Here is a 14,289-nt window from a genome sequence, read left to right on the forward strand (position 1 = left end):
GGTTTTGTGTTGGCACGGATTTTAAGTTGCCCTGCCGGACAGAGGAGGAGCGAGCAGCATGTACCGGGCACCGGTCGAGGAAATCGCCTTCACGCTGAAGCATGTCGCCGGCCTGCGGCCGGCGCTTGACGCCGGCACCTTTGGCGACCTTGACGAAGACATCGTTGACGCCATTCTGGCGGAAGCCGGCCGCTTCGCCACAGAGGAGGTCGCGCCGCTCTACAAGATCGGCGATGAACAAGGCCCGGTGCTAAAGGGTGCGGCCGTCACCATGCCGCCTGGCTGGAAGGAACTTTATCGCCGCTGGATCGACGGCGGCTGGAACGCGCTGTCGGCACCGGAGGAATTCGGCGGCCAGGCGCTGCCGACCATGCTGGGCGTCGCCGCGCTCGAAATGTGGAACTCCGCCGCGATGGCCTTCGGCATCGGCCCGACGTTGACCATGGGCGCGGTCGAGGCGCTCGACAAGCACGCCTCACCGGCGCTGAAGGCAAAATACTTGAAAAAGCTCGTCTCCGGCGAATGGATGGGCACGATGAACCTGACGGAGCCACAGGCGGGCTCGGACCTGAATGCGTTGCGCGCCCGCGCCGAGCCGGCTGGCGACGGCACCTACCGCATCTTCGGGCAAAAGATCTTCATCACCTATGGCGAGCACGATTTCACCGACAACATCGTCCATCTGGTGCTGGCGCGGCTGCCGGACGCGCCGGCCGGCACACGTGGCCTTTCGTTGTTCCTGGTGCCGAAATTCCTTGTCGGCGACGATGGCGCGCTGGGCGCGCGCAACGATGTCTTCTGCTCCGGGCTGGAGCATAAATTGGGCATCCACGCCTCGCCGACCTGCACCATGATCTATGGCGATGGTTTCGAAGGGATGGCGCCCGGCGCGATCGGCTGGCTGATCGGCGAGGAAAACAAGGGCCTCGCCTGCATGTTCACTATGATGAACAATGCGCGGCTCGCCGTCGGCATGCAGGGCGTGGCGGTCGCCGAAACGGCCACGCAGAAGGCGCTCGCCTACGCCAATGACCGCCGGCAAGGTAAGGCCGCGAACTATAATGGCAACGGCATGGCGCCGATCGTCCATCACCCGGACGTGCAGCGCAACCTCCTGACCATGAAGGCGCTGACCCAGATTGCACGCGCCATCAGCTATTCCTGTGCGCATGCCATCGACAACGCGCGGATATCCAGTGGCGATAAAGCCGCCCACTGGCAGGAGCGTGCCAATCTGTTGACGCCGCTGGCCAAGGCCTTTTCCACCGATGTCGGCGTCGAGGTCGCCTCGCTCGGGCTGCAGGTGCATGGCGGCATGGGTTTCATCGAGGAGACGGGTGCGGCAGCACTTTATCGCGACGCGCGCATCGCGCCGATCTACGAAGGCACCAACGGCATCCAGGCGATCGACCTGGTGACGCGCAAGCTGCCGCTTGGCAGTGGCGAGCATGTGCATGGCTACATCGCCGAACTGAAAGCCATCGCCAATCAAGTGCGGACCTCAAATCTTCAAGGTTTTGGCCGCACCGCCGATGCTCTCGACCAGGCGCTCGACGACCTCGGCCAGGCGACGCGTTTCCTGCAAGGGCTGCTTGCCGACGGGCGCTCGGACGAGGCGCTGGCCGGTGCGACGCCGTATCTGCGGCTGATCTCGCTTGCCGCGGGCGGCGCCTATCTCGCACGCGGCGCGCTTGCCGACCAAAGCCGCGTCGCCCTTTGCCGTTTCTTCGCCGAAAACCTGCTTGGCGAGGCGGGCGCGCTGAAGGAGCGCGTCATCGGCGGCGCCGAAAGCCTTGCCGCTGCCGGCAAGACACTGATTTCTGCCTGACATCCACAAGGTTGCCGTTTCACGAACAGGCTGACGTTCACAAAGGATCACCCGTGACAGACCATATCCTCGTCGAGCGCCAGGGCGCCATCCAGATCATCCGCATGAACCGTCCGGACAAGAAGAACGCGCTGACGCGCGCCATGTATGCGAAAATGTCGGCGGCGCTTGCCGGGGGCGACGCCGATCCGGCGATCCGCGTCCATGTCTTCTTCGGTGTTTCAGGCGCCTTCTCGTCCGGCAACGACCTTGCCGATTTCATGGTCGTCGCCACCGGCGGCGAGGGCGGCACCGAGGTCTGGGATTTCCTGATGGCACTGGCCAGGACGGAAAAGCCCATGGTTTCCGGCGTCGATGGCATCGCGGTTGGCATCGGCACCACGCTCAACCTGCATTGCGACCTGACCTTCGCCACGCCGCGCACAATGTTCCGCACGCCCTTCGTCGATCTCGGCTTGGTCCCCGAGGCGGGGTCGAGCCTGCTTGCGCCGCAGATTCTCGGCCGGCAAGCCGCCTTCGCGCTGCTTGGCCTCGGCGAAGGTTTTTCTGCCGAGCGGGCGAAAGCTGCCGGACTGATCTACGCGGTGGTCGAGGAAAACGAGCTCGAAGCCTCTGTGCTTGCCGCCGCCAGCCAGATCGCGGCCAAGCCGCCGCAAGCGCTGAAGATCGCGCGTGACCTGATGCGCGGCTCGCGCGAAGACCTCATTGCCCGCATCGGCCAGGAAAGCGAGCATTTCCGCGAGCGGCTCAAATCCCACGAGGCCCGCGCTGCTTTGATGGCCTTCATGACACGGAAGAAAGGGATAGGCTGACTGCCGTGTGGCCTGATGACGGGGCCATGGTGTTGGCGATTTTACAGGGCCTGCGGCCACCGTTGGGCGGCTTGCATGACGGTGAGGATTTCGACAGTCTCGCCGTTGACGCGATAGGGGACGAAATACGGAATATCAGCCAAAATGAGTTCGCGCGTCGCCTTGATGCGCCCGATGCGCCCCATGGCCGGCTGCTCGGCGAGATGTTCCGCCGCTGTCACGATGCGCGCAATGACTCGGGCGGCCGCCTCGGGGTTGTCTTTCTCGATGTGTGCGCCGATTTCGTCAAGCCGACGCAGCGCTCGCATGGTCCAGCGGATTCTTTTGCGGCTCATGCTTGCCGGGCGGACTTGACGTATTTCCCGACAACAGCGGCTACATCACGGTCACTGGCAAAATCGCCGCGCTCGGCTTCGGCCAACCCGGCCTCTATCTCGGCGAGTTGCCATTCCTCACGGACTACAAAGTCCTCAATGGCTTGCGCAGCCACATGGGAGCGCGAGCGGGTCGAGCTTTTCGGCAAGCTGGTCAAGCCTGTTTGCGGTTTCGTCCGGGACGCGCACGGTAAAGGCCGTCATGGTCATAACTTTCATTTGGTTCATTATGATTATTGGTGAACCAAGGTGGTTCGTCCAGGACTCCCCCTAAGATGCCCTTGGGGCATTCCTGGCGCGAGTTATTTCAAACGCCGGCCGGCGCCGTGTAGCGCGCTACAGTAAAACGATGCCATATTGCCGCGCGCCCAGCTCTCCCTTACCCATCGGTGAAGCTGCTTAAGGGACCACCCTCTCAGGGATAAAGCCTTGTCTTGTCCCAGCCGCCCTCAGCGTTACGGGAAAAGACGAGGCGGTCGTGCAGCCGGAAAGGCCGATCGTGCCAGAACTCGATCGTCTGCGGCACGATACGGAAGCCCGACCAGTGTTTGGGTCGTGGGATCTCGCCGATCGCATGGCGCGCCGTGTACTCCGCGACGGCTTTTTCCAGTGCGAAACGGCTTTCCAGCGGTCGCGATTGTTTCGAGGCCCAAGCGCCGATGCGGCTGCCGCGCGGACGCGTCGCATAATAGGCGTCCGCTTCCGCCTCGGTAACGATCTCCACCGGCCCGCGTGCGCGCACCTGCCGGCGCAACGATTTCCAATGAAAGCACATCGCCGCCTTCATGCTGCCAAGAATCTCGCGGCCTTTGGCGCTCTCGAAATTCGTATAGAACACAAATCCGTTTTCATCGAACCCCTTGAGCAGCACCATCCGCACATTCGGCATGCCCTCGGCATCGACGGTCGCCAGCGCCACGCCGTTGGGATCGTTGATCTCACTTTTCGTCGCGTCGTCGAGCCATGTGGCAAACAGGCGGAATGGCTCGGCAGCCTCGGTAAAGTCACCGCTTGTTAACTCAGTTTCGCTCATAGTTTTTCCAAATTCTATTGCCGGCCGGGGAGATTGCCGATTGTCGCGCATCGCGCAACCTTTTGACAGCAGGCAATGGAGCCTTATTGCTTCGGCCAGCGCCCAGGCTGCGGTCAAGGTCGCGATCGTGCTGGTCGCCTTGCCGCTTGCCGCCTGCGGTGCCGGCGGCTTCAGTTTGGAGCAGGCGGAGGTCGACCGTACGATCCTGACCAGCAGCACGCCTGCTGCTGCCTCAGCGATCGATCAGGATCGCGCCTCGGACCAGGCGACGATCCGCAACGCGGTGTCTTCCGCCGACATCCAGGAACTTGGCGGGCAGGCCGTTCCCTGGGCGAATTCCGATACCGGTTCGCGCGGCTCGATCACAGAACTGACCGAGTCTAGGGGCAACGGCCAGCTTTGCCGCCGCTTCACCGCCTCGCGCGAAAGCTTCGACGGCGTAGCCCTGTTCAAGGGCGAGGTGTGCCTGGCCGGCGCCGGCGCCTGGCGGATGCAAGGCTTCAAAGCGCTCTGATTTTCCGCCATCATATGACCGCGCGCCACTGGAATTTCTTCCTATGCGAGCGCATATAGATGGCAATCGTGGACTCACTCCTTCTCCAGGGCAGGAAGCATGCGCGACCCCTATGAGGTGCTGGGCGTTGCCAAGAACGCATCGGCCAAGGACATAAAATCGGCGTACCGCAAACTCGCCAAGGAGTATCATCCGGACCAGAATCCGGATCCCAAGGCGAAGGAGCGGTTTGCCGCAGCCAATCAGGCTTACGAGATCGTCGGCGACGAGAAGAACCGTGCGGCTTTCGATCGCGGCGAGATCGACGCCGACGGCAAGCCGCGGTTCCAGGGCTTCGAGGGTGCCGCCGGCGGCGCCGATCCGTTCGCCGGTTTTCGCCGGCAGCAAGGGCCGGGCGGCTCGCGCTTCGAGTTTCGCTCAAGCCGTCCGGGCGGCGATCCGTTCGACGGCAACAGCGACATCTTCAGCCAGATATTCGGCGAGACCTTCTCTCGCGGTGCCGGTGCGGGCACCGGCCGGCAGGCGCCGTCCGGCGCCGACCTGAACGTGACGCTCGACGTCACCATCGAGGAAGCGGCGACCGCGGAGAAGGTGACGGCGATGTTCCCCGACGGACGCAAGGTCGCCGTCAAGCTGCCAGCCTATGTCGAGGACGGCCAGACCATCCGGCTGAAAGGCCAGGGCGAGCAAGGGCCGGGGCAGCCGGGCGACGCGCTGGTCAAGATCCGCTTCCGGCGGCACCCGCGCTATCGAGTCGAAGGCCGCGACCTCCATGCCGACCTGCCGGTTGCACTGGCGGATGCCGTGCTGGGCGCCAAGGTGGCGGTCGAAACGCCGACCGGCAAGCTAGCGGTCAATGTTCCCGCCTGGTCGAGCTCGGACAAGGTCCTGCGGCTGAAGGGCAGGGGCTTGCCGGAAAAAGTCGGCGGACACGGTGATCTCTACGCCCATGTGAGGCTGATGCTTCCCGAAGGGGGCGACAGCGATCTCGAAGCGCTGATGCGCAACCGGAAACGCTAGCGCATGACTCCCTAAAATCGAAGGCCGGCGTCGCAAAAAACGGAATCGATTTTCGGAAAAGATCATGCGCAAGGGTAGGTGCTACGGCGTCCTTTGTGCGTCCAAAGGGACGCGCAGCGCTGTGGAGCGATGCTTTTGTCCCCTGAACTGTTCCGTGTTGAGCGCTTGAAGGGGCTCTGTGCCTGTGCGATAGCCACTCCACAAAGCAGAAGATATTGCGGAGAGTGCTCACATGGCGGGTGGACAAGGCATTATGGCCGGCAAGCGCGGGCTTGTGCTTGGCGTCGCGAACAATCGGTCGATCGCCTATGGCATAGCCAAGGCCTGCGTCGACCACGGCGCCGAGATCGCGCTGACCTATCAGGGCGAGGCGTTCAAGAAGCGCGTCGAGCCGCTGGCGGCGGAACTCAACGCCCATGTCGCCGGCCATTGCGACGTGACCGATCCCGCAACGCTGGATGCGGTGTTCGACGACATCGCCAAGCATTGGGGCAAGCTCGATTTCCTCGTCCACGCCATCGCCTTTTCCGACAAGGACGAACTGACAGGCCGCTATGTCGAGACGACGCGCGACAATTTCCTGCGCACCATGGACATTTCCGTGTATTCCTTCACCACTATCGCCAAGCGCGCCGAGGCGCTGATGCGCGAGGGCGGCTCGCTGCTGACGCTGACCTATTATGGCGCGGAAAAGGTGATGCCGCACTACAACGTAATGGGCGTCGCCAAGGCGGCGCTCGAAGCCAGCGTGCGCTATCTGGCCGTCGACCTTGGCGCCAGGAAGATCCGCGTCAACGCCATCTCGGCCGGGCCGATCAAGACGCTTGCGGCCTCCGGCATCGGCGATTTCCGCTACATCCTGAAGTGGAACGAATACAATTCGCCGCTGAAGCAGACGGTCACTCAGGAGGAAGTCGGCGATTCAGCCGTCTATTTCCTGTCCAACCTTTCACGCGGCGTCACCGGCGAGATCCACCATGTCGATTCCGGTTACCATGTCGTCGGCATGAAGGCAGTCGACGCACCTGATATTTCGACCGTCAAGGAATAGACCCGCCTCGAATATACTCTCCCGCCTCCAGCCTGCTCTCGACCGCTCTCCGGATGACCTAATGTTTCCGCTCGTCTACATCGCGCGCCATGGCCAGACGGTGTGGAACGCCGAGTCCCGGCTGCAAGGACAGGCCGACACCGATCTCAACCCGCTCGGCCGCGAGCAGGCGACCCGCAATGGCCATCTGCTGGCCGAATTCGTTCATAACCCCGAAGATTTCGATTTTGTCGCCAGCCCGATGCGGCGAACGCGTGAGACCATGGAACGCATTCGCATGGCGATGGGGCTCGATCCCCAAGCTTACCGCACGGATCCGAGCCTTGTGGAAATGAGTTTCGGCGACTGGCAGGGTTTCACCTTTCCCGAACTCGAGGCCCGGCATCTGGGCTCGCGCAGGGAGAGGGGCTTCGACAAATGGAATTTCCTGCCGCCCGGCGAGGGCGCCGAAAGCTATCAAATGCTGCTCGAACGGGTAAAGCCGTGGTTCGACGCGCTGGACCGCCAGACGGTCTGCGTGACCCATGGCGGCGTCGTGCGCGCCCTGTTCCGCATGGTGCTGGGAATGCCCGAGAAAGAAGCCGCAAACCTGAATGTGCCGCAGGATCGCTTGCTCAAGCTGGAGGGACGACGCCTGGAGTGGCTCTAAGGGTCGAAACCCAATCACTCTGAACGACCGTGTTCAGCCCCTCTCGTTCTCGCTTCACACCGGCCGGTAAAGCCGTCCGACGTGCTGACTTTGAGGACACCTGCCGATCTTGACGCCGTGGCGACGATCATCGCGGTCCCGATCCGGTCGAGGGCTGCGAACAAGCTCTGGCTCGATGGAGCTCCGGGCATGAGTCAGGCCGAGATCTAGCCGGAACTCTTCACCGGCCATTTCGACTATGGAGCCGCCCATTTGCCGAGCAGGCGTGGTGCGCTGCCCGACGGAGTGTGTCGTGAACGAAGGCCTGAAGTCGGCTGAACGAGTTTGACCGAGACGATGATCCCGAACCGAGGGTTCGGATAAGATCGTGGTCAAACGACTTTCATCCCGGCCTTTCGGATGGGTCAGCCGGAAAGCCTCTATTCGGTTGAATCCGGCAATTGCATATCGGTGATGACGTTCTCGCCGTTTGTCTCGTCGTAGGCGATGACGATATCCATGCCGGGTTTCAGCGCTTCGAGATCGGTTTCGGCGTTCAGCTTGTAGGATTTGCCGTCGTCGAGTGTCAGCGTCAACGTGTCCTTATCGATCTCTTTGATCAGGCCTTCGGTTTGGCCGGCGAAGGCGGCGGTGGAAATCAGCAACATGGCGGCAACGGCGCCGATTGGGATACGCATCATCGTCCTCTTATCATTGCGCCGACACGGTGGCGGCGGGTGTTCAACAGACGGATCGAAGGAAGCAGAAACCAACCGAATGTGTCAAAACTAAATCCGCCAGATCACAGTTTGACCACTGCCGAAAACGCCAATAGAACGCAGGCTACAGCGCCGCGTGTCCCGTTGGACGCGCGCAGGACGCTGTAGCACTTTGATTTTGCGCATGACCCCGAAGATCGCTCCGATTTTCGGTTCATGCGCTAAGCCGGCTCTGATGCCGGCAGGGCTGGTTTTCATGTCTCACAATACGTTTGGCCACCTTTTCCGCGTCACCACCTGGGGCGAAAGCCATGGCGCAGCGCTCGGCTGCGTGGTCGACGGCTGTCCGCCCGGCATCCGCTTCACGCGCGCGGAGGTCCAGGCCGACCTCGACAAGCGCCGTCCGGGTCAATCGCGTTTTGTGACGCAGCGTCGCGAACCCGACGAGGTCAAGATCCTGTCCGGCTTCATCATGGATGAGGACGGCGAGACCATGATCACCACCGGCACGCCGGTGTCGATGCTGATCGAGAATGTCGACCAGCGCTCCAAGGACTATGGCGAGATCGCCCGCCAGTACCGGCCTGGTCATGCCGATTACACCTACGATGCCAAATACGGCCTGCGAGATCATCGCGGTGGCGGCCGGTCTTCGGCCCGTGAGACGGCGGCGCGAGTGGCGGCCGGAGCCTTGGCCCGCAAGGTCGTGCCCGGTATGGTCGTGCGCGGTGCGCTGGTGTCAATGGGAGAGAAATCGATCGACCGCGCCAACTGGAACTGGAATTTCGTCGGCGACGCCGAAAATCCGTTCTTCACGCCCGACCCGGCATCGGTCGCCGTCTTCACCGCGTATCTTGACGGCATCCGCAAGGCGGGTTCCTCGGTCGGCGCGGTGATCGAGATCGTCGCCGACGGCGTTCCGGCAGGCCTCGGCGCGCCGATCTATGCCAAGCTCGACCAGGACATTGCTTCGGGCCTGATGTCGATCAATGCCGTCAAGGGTGTCGAGATCGGTAATGGCTTCGAGGCCGCCCGCATCACCGGCGAAGAGAATGCCGACGAGATGCGCATGGGCAATGACGGCAAGCCGGTCTTCCTCTCCAATAGTGCGGGCGGCATCCTCGGCGGCATCTCGACCGGCCAGGCGATCGTCGCGCGCTTCGCCGTCAAGCCGACCTCGTCGATCCTGACCCCGCGAAAGTCGACCGACAAGGATGGTAACGACGTCGAGATCATGACCAAGGGCCGGCACGACCCGTGCGTTGGCATCCGCGCGGTGCCGATCGGCGAGGCGATGGTTGTCTGCGCGATCGCGGATCACTATCTGCGTCATCGGGGACAGACAGGGAAGGGTGTAGGGCAGTAGGGCAGAATGTTACGCCGCCCGCCGAGACAGCCAATTTTTTCCTTTTTCCTACTGCCTTACTGCCCTATTCCCTACTCCCCTAGCTAGCGAGCGTTTATGCCTTACGACCAGAAGAAGATCGTAGAAGCCCTGCGTGCGTTCGAACGCGGCGAAATCGTCGTCGTCATGGACGATGACGGGCGCGAGAACGAGGGCGATCTGATCGTCGCCGCCGTCCATTGCACGCCGGAAAAGATGGCGTTCATCGTCCGCAACACCTCCGGCATCGTCTGCACGCCGATGCCGCGCGAGGAAGCCAAGCGCCTGAATCTTTCGCCGATGGTCGCCGACAATGACTCGGCCCACACCACCGCCTTCACCGTCAGCGTCGATTTCAAGCACGGCACGACGACGGGCATTTCGGCCGACGACCGCACATTGACCGTGCGCAATCTTGCCAATGGCAATGTCGGCGCGTCTGATTTCGTCCGCCCCGGCCACATCTTTCCGCTGATTGCGCGCGAAGGCGGCGTGCTGATGCGTTCTGGCCATACCGAAGCCGCGGTCGATTTGTGCAAGCTTGCCGGCCTGCCGCCGATCGGTGTTATTTCCGAGCTGGTCAATGATGATGGCACTGTGATGCGCGGCCCCCAGGTCCAGGCTTTCGCCGAAAGGAACGGTTTGAAGCAGATTTCGGTCGCCGACCTCATCGCTTACCGCCAGCGCAAAGAAACGCTGGTCGAGCGTGTCGCCTGTTCCGACATTGACACGCCTGGCGGCAAGGCGCAGGTATTCACCTACACGCTGCCTTGGGACTCGATGCACCATGTGGCAATCGTCTTCGGCGACATCCGCGACGGCGAGGAAGTGCCGGTGCGGCTGCATTCCGAGGACGTTGTGACGGACGTCTTCGGTACCAGCCACAGGCTGGACGGCATCATGAAATCGATGGGCGAGCGCCGGCGCGGCGTCATCGTCTATCTGCGCGAAGGCTCCGTCGGCGTCGCCCATCAGGAGCGCAACCGGCCAGCTGCCGGCGACCGCGAAGACCATGAAGAGGCGCGCCGCCGCGAGAACGAATGGCGCGAGATCGGCCTCGGCGCGCAAATCCTCAAAGACCTAGGCATTTCGTCGATCAACCTGATCGCCTCGCGCGAACGCCACTATGTCGGCCTCGAAGGTTTTGGCATCCACATCGCCAAGACCGAGATTCTTTAGCCTGGCCTAGCGGCGCTGGCATGCGTCCGGCCCTGCTCAGGACCGGACGCATAGGAGCCTATTCGGCAGGAACCGCGGCAGCGTCGCATGCGGAGGTGTCGCAATCCGCCGTGGCAAGGCTGCGCATGCCGAGCAGCACGATAACCAGCGCGATTGCGCCCGCCACCACCGACACCAGGAACCCGCTCTGTGCGCCGAAGGCGTCCACCACCCATCCGGCGGCGAAGGAGCCGAGCGCCATGCCGATGCCTATGCCGGTCATGACCCAGGTGACGCCCTCGGTCAGCATCGCCTCCGGCACGCGCCGCTCGATCAGGCCGAATGCCGTGATGAAGGTCGGCGAGATCGCCACACCGCTAACGAAGACGGCCAGTGCCAGAAGAGGCACCGTGTCGGCGACGAGCAGCGGCAGCGTGGTGAGCGCGATGATGGCGATCGCGATGGCAAGCTGAATTTGCAGCGGTGTTTTTAGGTTCAGGGCGCCGATGATGATGCCGACGACGAAAGATCCGAGGGCGTAGACGCCGATGACGAGGCTGGCGGCGCCCGGCTGGCCGAGCTCCCCGGTGATTGCCACGGTGCTCACCTCAGTGGTTGCGAAGGTCGCGCCGATGAAGATCAGGGCCAAGGTGATGATTTGGACCGGCCGCAGGCGGATTGCCGAGCCGCGCGAGCCCTGGTCGACCGGTCGCACTCGCGGCTCGGTCGAGCGCTGCAGGATGAAGGCTGTCGAGCCGAAGGCGAGGAACAATGTGCTCGCCAACATTCCCGCTTCCGGGAAAAGGGCGACGCTCAGGCCCACCGATAGCGATGCCCCGGCGATGTAGACCAGCTCGTCGGCCGCCGACTCGAAGGCGAACGCGGTGTTCATCTCGGGGCGATCCCGAAAGAGCTCTGTCCAGCGCGCGCGCACCATTGCCGGGATGCTGGGCATTGCGGCGGCCACCAGCGCTGACACGAACAGTGTCCATATCGGCCAGTCCTGATTGGCCGCCGCAACCAGCACCACGAAAGCGAGCACGGAAATCACAGTGGTGGGCACCACAATCCGCGCCTGGCCGAGGCGGTCCACCAGCCGCGATATCTGCGGCGCGACGAAAGCATTGGCCAGCGCATATGTCGCTGAGACGGCGCCGGCCAGCCAGTACTCGCCGTGCGTCTGCGACAGCATCGCAACGATCCCGATCGGAGCCATGGCCATCGGCATCCGGGCAACGAAACCGGCGGCGGCGAAGCCCTTGGCTCCCCTTGCCTTGAAGATTTCGCGATAGGGATTGGGCATGAGAATACTCCTGGATTCTTGAGGCCGAGCCACTTATATACGTAGCGTATGCAGACCAGATAGTGGCATACGACGCGTATGTCAATTGATATACGAGGCGTATGTGAAGGAATGAGCGAATGGCGCACAAACCGCGCAAGGAGATGATCGCCGAAACCCGCGCCAAACTGGTCGCGGCCGCGCGCCATGCCTTTGGCACCGTGGGCTATGCCGAGGCCTCGATGGATGACTTCACCGCCTCGGCCGGGCTGACGCGCGGCGCGCTTTATCATCACTTCGGCGACAAGAAGGGCCTTCTCCAGGCGGTCATCGCCGAGATCGACGCGGAAATGTTGGCCCGGCTGAAAATCGTTTCGGCCAGGGCGGACACTCTCTGGCAGGGATTTGTCGACGAATGCACCGTCTATATCGAGATGGCGCTGGAGCCGGAGATACAGCGTATTGTCCTTCGCGATGGACCGGCGGTGCTCGGCGATCCTTCGCAATGGCCGAGCCAGAATGAGTGCATCCGCTCGATGAGCGAGAACCTTCAAAAGCTGAGGGACGAGGGAACCATCGTTGCCGTTGATCCCGAAGCCGCAGCGAGGTTGATCAGCGGCGCCTCGCTACATGCCGCGCAGTGGATCGCAAATTCGGAAGATCCCGAAGCGACGTCGAAAAAAGCGGTGCAGGCCTTCAACGTGCTTTTGGAGGGGCTGCTCAAACAAGGCCACAGGATTGGCCGTCCGCAAGTACTGGCTGAGATTGGAGAAGAGGGCCATCCCTAAGGGAAGTTCGGGGCATGTGCGACGGTTCCCGCTGCACCCCCCCAGCGTCTAGCACCTAAACCCTGTTGAACGTCTGCCTTTGGTGGCGCCAGACATGGTCAAAGCCGGTGAGCGCGCCTATATCGGGGGCATGGTCACAAGGCTTTACACTCACCCGATCTTTCTCGAACACATAACGCCGCCCGGTCATCCGGAGCGGCCCGACCGATTGCGCGCCATCGAACGCGTGCTCGACGACGAGGCCTTTGCGGCCCTTGATCGTGCCGAGGCGCCGGAAGGCGACGAGGCCACCATCCTCTACGCACATCCGCAGGAATTCGTCGAGCGGGTCCGCGCTACGATACCGGACACCGGTATCGCTCGCGTCGATGCCGACACCACCGCCAGCCCGAAAAGCTGGCAGGCGGCTGTGACGGCGATCGGTGCCGCCAACGCGGCTGTCGACGATGTTTTTCGGGGCAACGCCGCCAATGTATTCGTCGCCGCCCGGCCGCCCGGCCACCATGCCGAAAAGACGACGTCCATGGGCTTCTGCCTGTTCAACACGGCGGCGATCGCGGCGCGCTACGCGCAAAGGCAGCACCAGGCCGAGCGCGTGGCCATCGTCGACTGGGACGTCCACCACGGCAATGGCACGCAAGATATTTTCTGGGACGATCCGTCGGTGCTCTATTGCTCGACGCACCAGATGCCGCTTTACCCAGGGACCGGGGCCGCGAGCGAAACCGGCGCCGGCAACATCGTCAACGCGCCGCTGGCGCCGCAAACCGGTAGCGAGGTTTTCCGCGACGCTTTCCTGTCGCGCATCTTGCCGGCGCTCGACAGTTTCGCGCCCGACCTCATCATAATTTCCGCCGGCTTCGATGCGCACCACCGCGATCCGCTGGCCGAGATCAACCTGACCGAGGGCGATTTCGACTGGGCAACCGGCCAGTTGATGCAGCGCGCCGGTCGCCACAGCGACAACCGGCTCGTCAGCCTGCTCGAGGGCGGCTACGATCTGCAGGGATTGGCATTTTCGGTCGCCGCCCATGTCGAGCGACTGATGAAAGGATAGACGATGGCTGGTGAGACCAACGAAGACGTTAAGGCAATGAGCTTCGAGCAGGCGCTCGACGCGCTGGAGAAAATCGTCGATGATCTGGAGCGCGGTGACGTGCCGCTCGACCAGTCGATCCGCATCTATGAGCGCGGCGAGGCACTGAAGGTCCATTGCGATCGGCTGCTCAAGGCGGCCGAGGACAAGGTCGAAAAGATCAGGCTTTCACGCGACGGTAAGCCGGTGGGGACAGAGCCGCTGGACGCGGAGTAAAGCACGGTCTCGAACGACAATTTCGCCTCGCGGCTTTTGGACATGATCATGATTGAGGATAAAATTCATCCCGTTTGAAAACGGCTCCAGGACGATAGGAGATTGCGAACGATGTGCAGAAACATCAAGACCCTGTTCAATTTCGATCCGCCGGCAACCAACGACGAGGTCCGCGATGCCGCACTCCAGTTTGTCCGCAAGCTGAGCGGAACGACGCGGCCGTCGAAACAGAACCAGCATGCGTTCGACCACGCCGTCGAGGCCATAGCCGCGTCGGCGCGCGAATTGCTAGACAGCCTCGAGACGACACAGCATCCGCGCAATCGCGAAGAGGTGGCGGCCAAGGCGAAAGCCAAGTCTGCACTCCGCTTCGCCTGAGGAAGACC

The 14,289-nt window shown here is 62.7% G+C and carries 16 protein-coding genes and 1 pseudogene; 12 read left to right on the plus strand and 5 right to left on the minus strand.

Annotation, left to right across the window (positions count from 1 at the left end; all coding sequences use genetic code 11):
• The first annotated feature begins 58 nt into the window (after positions 1 to 58).
• Both EN807_RS17150 and EN807_RS17155 read left to right on the plus strand, forming a co-directional pair.
• Complete coding sequence (locus EN807_RS17150) at positions 59 to 1,828, plus strand: acyl-CoA dehydrogenase (protein WP_135935961.1); 1,770 nt, start codon at positions 59 to 61, stop codon at positions 1,826 to 1,828.
• A gap of 53 nt (positions 1,829 to 1,881) precedes the next feature.
• On the plus strand, positions 1,882 to 2,640 hold the full coding sequence (locus tag EN807_RS17155; RefSeq protein WP_135935962.1) for a crotonase/enoyl-CoA hydratase family protein: 759 nt from the start codon (positions 1,882 to 1,884) through the stop codon (positions 2,638 to 2,640).
• Positions 2,641 to 2,681: 41 nt separating this feature from the next.
• On the opposite strand, the gene EN807_RS17160 is transcribed toward EN807_RS17155, so the two are convergent.
• The 3 genes and pseudogenes from EN807_RS17160 to pdxH form a co-directional block, all read right to left on the minus strand.
• On the minus strand, positions 2,682 to 2,975 hold the full coding sequence (locus EN807_RS17160) for a type II toxin-antitoxin system RelE/ParE family toxin (RefSeq protein WP_065010176.1): 294 nt from the start codon (positions 2,973 to 2,975) through the stop codon (positions 2,682 to 2,684).
• Positions 2,972 to 3,224 (minus strand): annotated as a pseudogene (locus tag EN807_RS17165) (CopG family ribbon-helix-helix protein). Before EN807_RS17165 ends, EN807_RS17160 begins: the two are co-directional and overlap by 4 nt.
• A 205-nt stretch (positions 3,225 to 3,429) precedes the next feature.
• Positions 3,430 to 4,047: a pyridoxamine 5'-phosphate oxidase gene (gene pdxH, locus EN807_RS17170; protein WP_135935963.1), complete on the minus strand. Its 618-nt coding sequence runs from the start codon at positions 4,045 to 4,047 to the stop codon at positions 3,430 to 3,432.
• 40 nt (positions 4,048 to 4,087) lie between these two features.
• Between pdxH and EN807_RS17175 the strand changes: the two genes are divergently transcribed.
• The 4 genes from EN807_RS17175 (at position 4,088) to EN807_RS17190 (ending at position 7,281) form a co-directional block, all read left to right on the plus strand.
• On the plus strand, positions 4,088 to 4,561 hold the full coding sequence (locus EN807_RS17175) for an RT0821/Lpp0805 family surface protein (protein ID WP_135935964.1): 474 nt from the start codon (positions 4,088 to 4,090) through the stop codon (positions 4,559 to 4,561).
• 99 nt (positions 4,562 to 4,660) lie between these two features.
• Entirely contained in the window at positions 4,661 to 5,581 is a 921-nt protein-coding gene (locus EN807_RS17180; RefSeq protein ID WP_135935965.1) for a DnaJ C-terminal domain-containing protein, read from the plus strand.
• A gap of 232 nt (positions 5,582 to 5,813) precedes the next feature.
• Positions 5,814 to 6,632 carry an enoyl-ACP reductase FabI gene (gene fabI, locus EN807_RS17185; RefSeq protein ID WP_127316591.1) on the plus strand — a complete coding sequence of 273 codons (819 nt, stop codon included), beginning with the start codon at positions 5,814 to 5,816 and terminating at the stop codon, positions 6,630 to 6,632.
• A 61-nt stretch (positions 6,633 to 6,693) separates the two neighbouring features.
• Positions 6,694 to 7,281, plus strand: a complete 588-nt coding sequence (locus EN807_RS17190; protein ID WP_135935966.1) for a histidine phosphatase family protein — start codon at positions 6,694 to 6,696, stop codon at positions 7,279 to 7,281.
• A gap of 419 nt (positions 7,282 to 7,700) precedes the next feature.
• Here EN807_RS17190 and EN807_RS17200 read toward each other — a convergent pair whose 3' ends face one another.
• Entirely contained in the window at positions 7,701 to 7,958 is a 258-nt protein-coding gene (locus EN807_RS17200; protein WP_135936470.1) for a DUF1344 domain-containing protein, read from the minus strand.
• 277 nt (positions 7,959 to 8,235) lie between these two features.
• Between EN807_RS17200 and aroC the strand changes: the two genes are divergently transcribed.
• The gene (aroC, locus tag EN807_RS17205; RefSeq protein ID WP_135935967.1) at positions 8,236 to 9,345 is read left to right on the plus strand and encodes a chorismate synthase; all 1,110 of its coding nucleotides are present in this window, start codon (positions 8,236 to 8,238) and stop codon (positions 9,343 to 9,345) included.
• Between the two features lie 96 nt (positions 9,346 to 9,441).
• Positions 9,442 to 10,542, plus strand: coding sequence for a 3,4-dihydroxy-2-butanone-4-phosphate synthase (ribB, locus tag EN807_RS17210; RefSeq protein WP_135935968.1), 1,101 nt, complete (start codon positions 9,442 to 9,444; stop codon positions 10,540 to 10,542).
• A 58-nt stretch (positions 10,543 to 10,600) separates the two neighbouring features.
• Here ribB and EN807_RS17215 read toward each other — a convergent pair whose 3' ends face one another.
• Positions 10,601 to 11,824 carry an MFS transporter gene (locus tag EN807_RS17215; RefSeq protein WP_135935969.1) on the minus strand — a complete coding sequence of 408 codons (1,224 nt, stop codon included), beginning with the start codon at positions 11,822 to 11,824 and terminating at the stop codon, positions 10,601 to 10,603.
• 119 nt (positions 11,825 to 11,943) lie between these two features.
• On the opposite strand from EN807_RS17215, the gene EN807_RS17220 reads away from it, so the two are divergent.
• The 4 genes from EN807_RS17220 (at position 11,944) to EN807_RS17235 (ending at position 14,281) form a co-directional block, all read left to right on the plus strand.
• Entirely contained in the window at positions 11,944 to 12,591 is a 648-nt protein-coding gene (locus EN807_RS17220) for a TetR/AcrR family transcriptional regulator (RefSeq protein WP_135935970.1), read from the plus strand.
• A 130-nt stretch (positions 12,592 to 12,721) separates the two neighbouring features.
• The gene (locus tag EN807_RS17225) at positions 12,722 to 13,648 is read left to right on the plus strand and encodes a histone deacetylase family protein (protein WP_135936471.1); all 927 of its coding nucleotides are present in this window, start codon (positions 12,722 to 12,724) and stop codon (positions 13,646 to 13,648) included.
• Positions 13,649 to 13,651: 3 nt separating this feature from the next.
• Positions 13,652 to 13,903, plus strand: coding sequence for an exodeoxyribonuclease VII small subunit (locus EN807_RS17230; protein ID WP_029355594.1), 252 nt, complete (start codon positions 13,652 to 13,654; stop codon positions 13,901 to 13,903).
• A 111-nt stretch (positions 13,904 to 14,014) separates the two neighbouring features.
• On the plus strand, positions 14,015 to 14,281 hold the full coding sequence (locus tag EN807_RS17235; protein WP_023716908.1) for a DUF2277 domain-containing protein: 267 nt from the start codon (positions 14,015 to 14,017) through the stop codon (positions 14,279 to 14,281).
• Positions 14,282 to 14,289 lie beyond the last annotated feature (8 nt).

The sequence above is a fragment of the Mesorhizobium sp. M5C.F.Ca.ET.164.01.1.1 genome (genome assembly GCF_004792125.1).
In the GTDB taxonomy this organism is placed as follows: domain Bacteria; phylum Pseudomonadota; class Alphaproteobacteria; order Rhizobiales; family Rhizobiaceae; genus Mesorhizobium; species Mesorhizobium wenxiniae.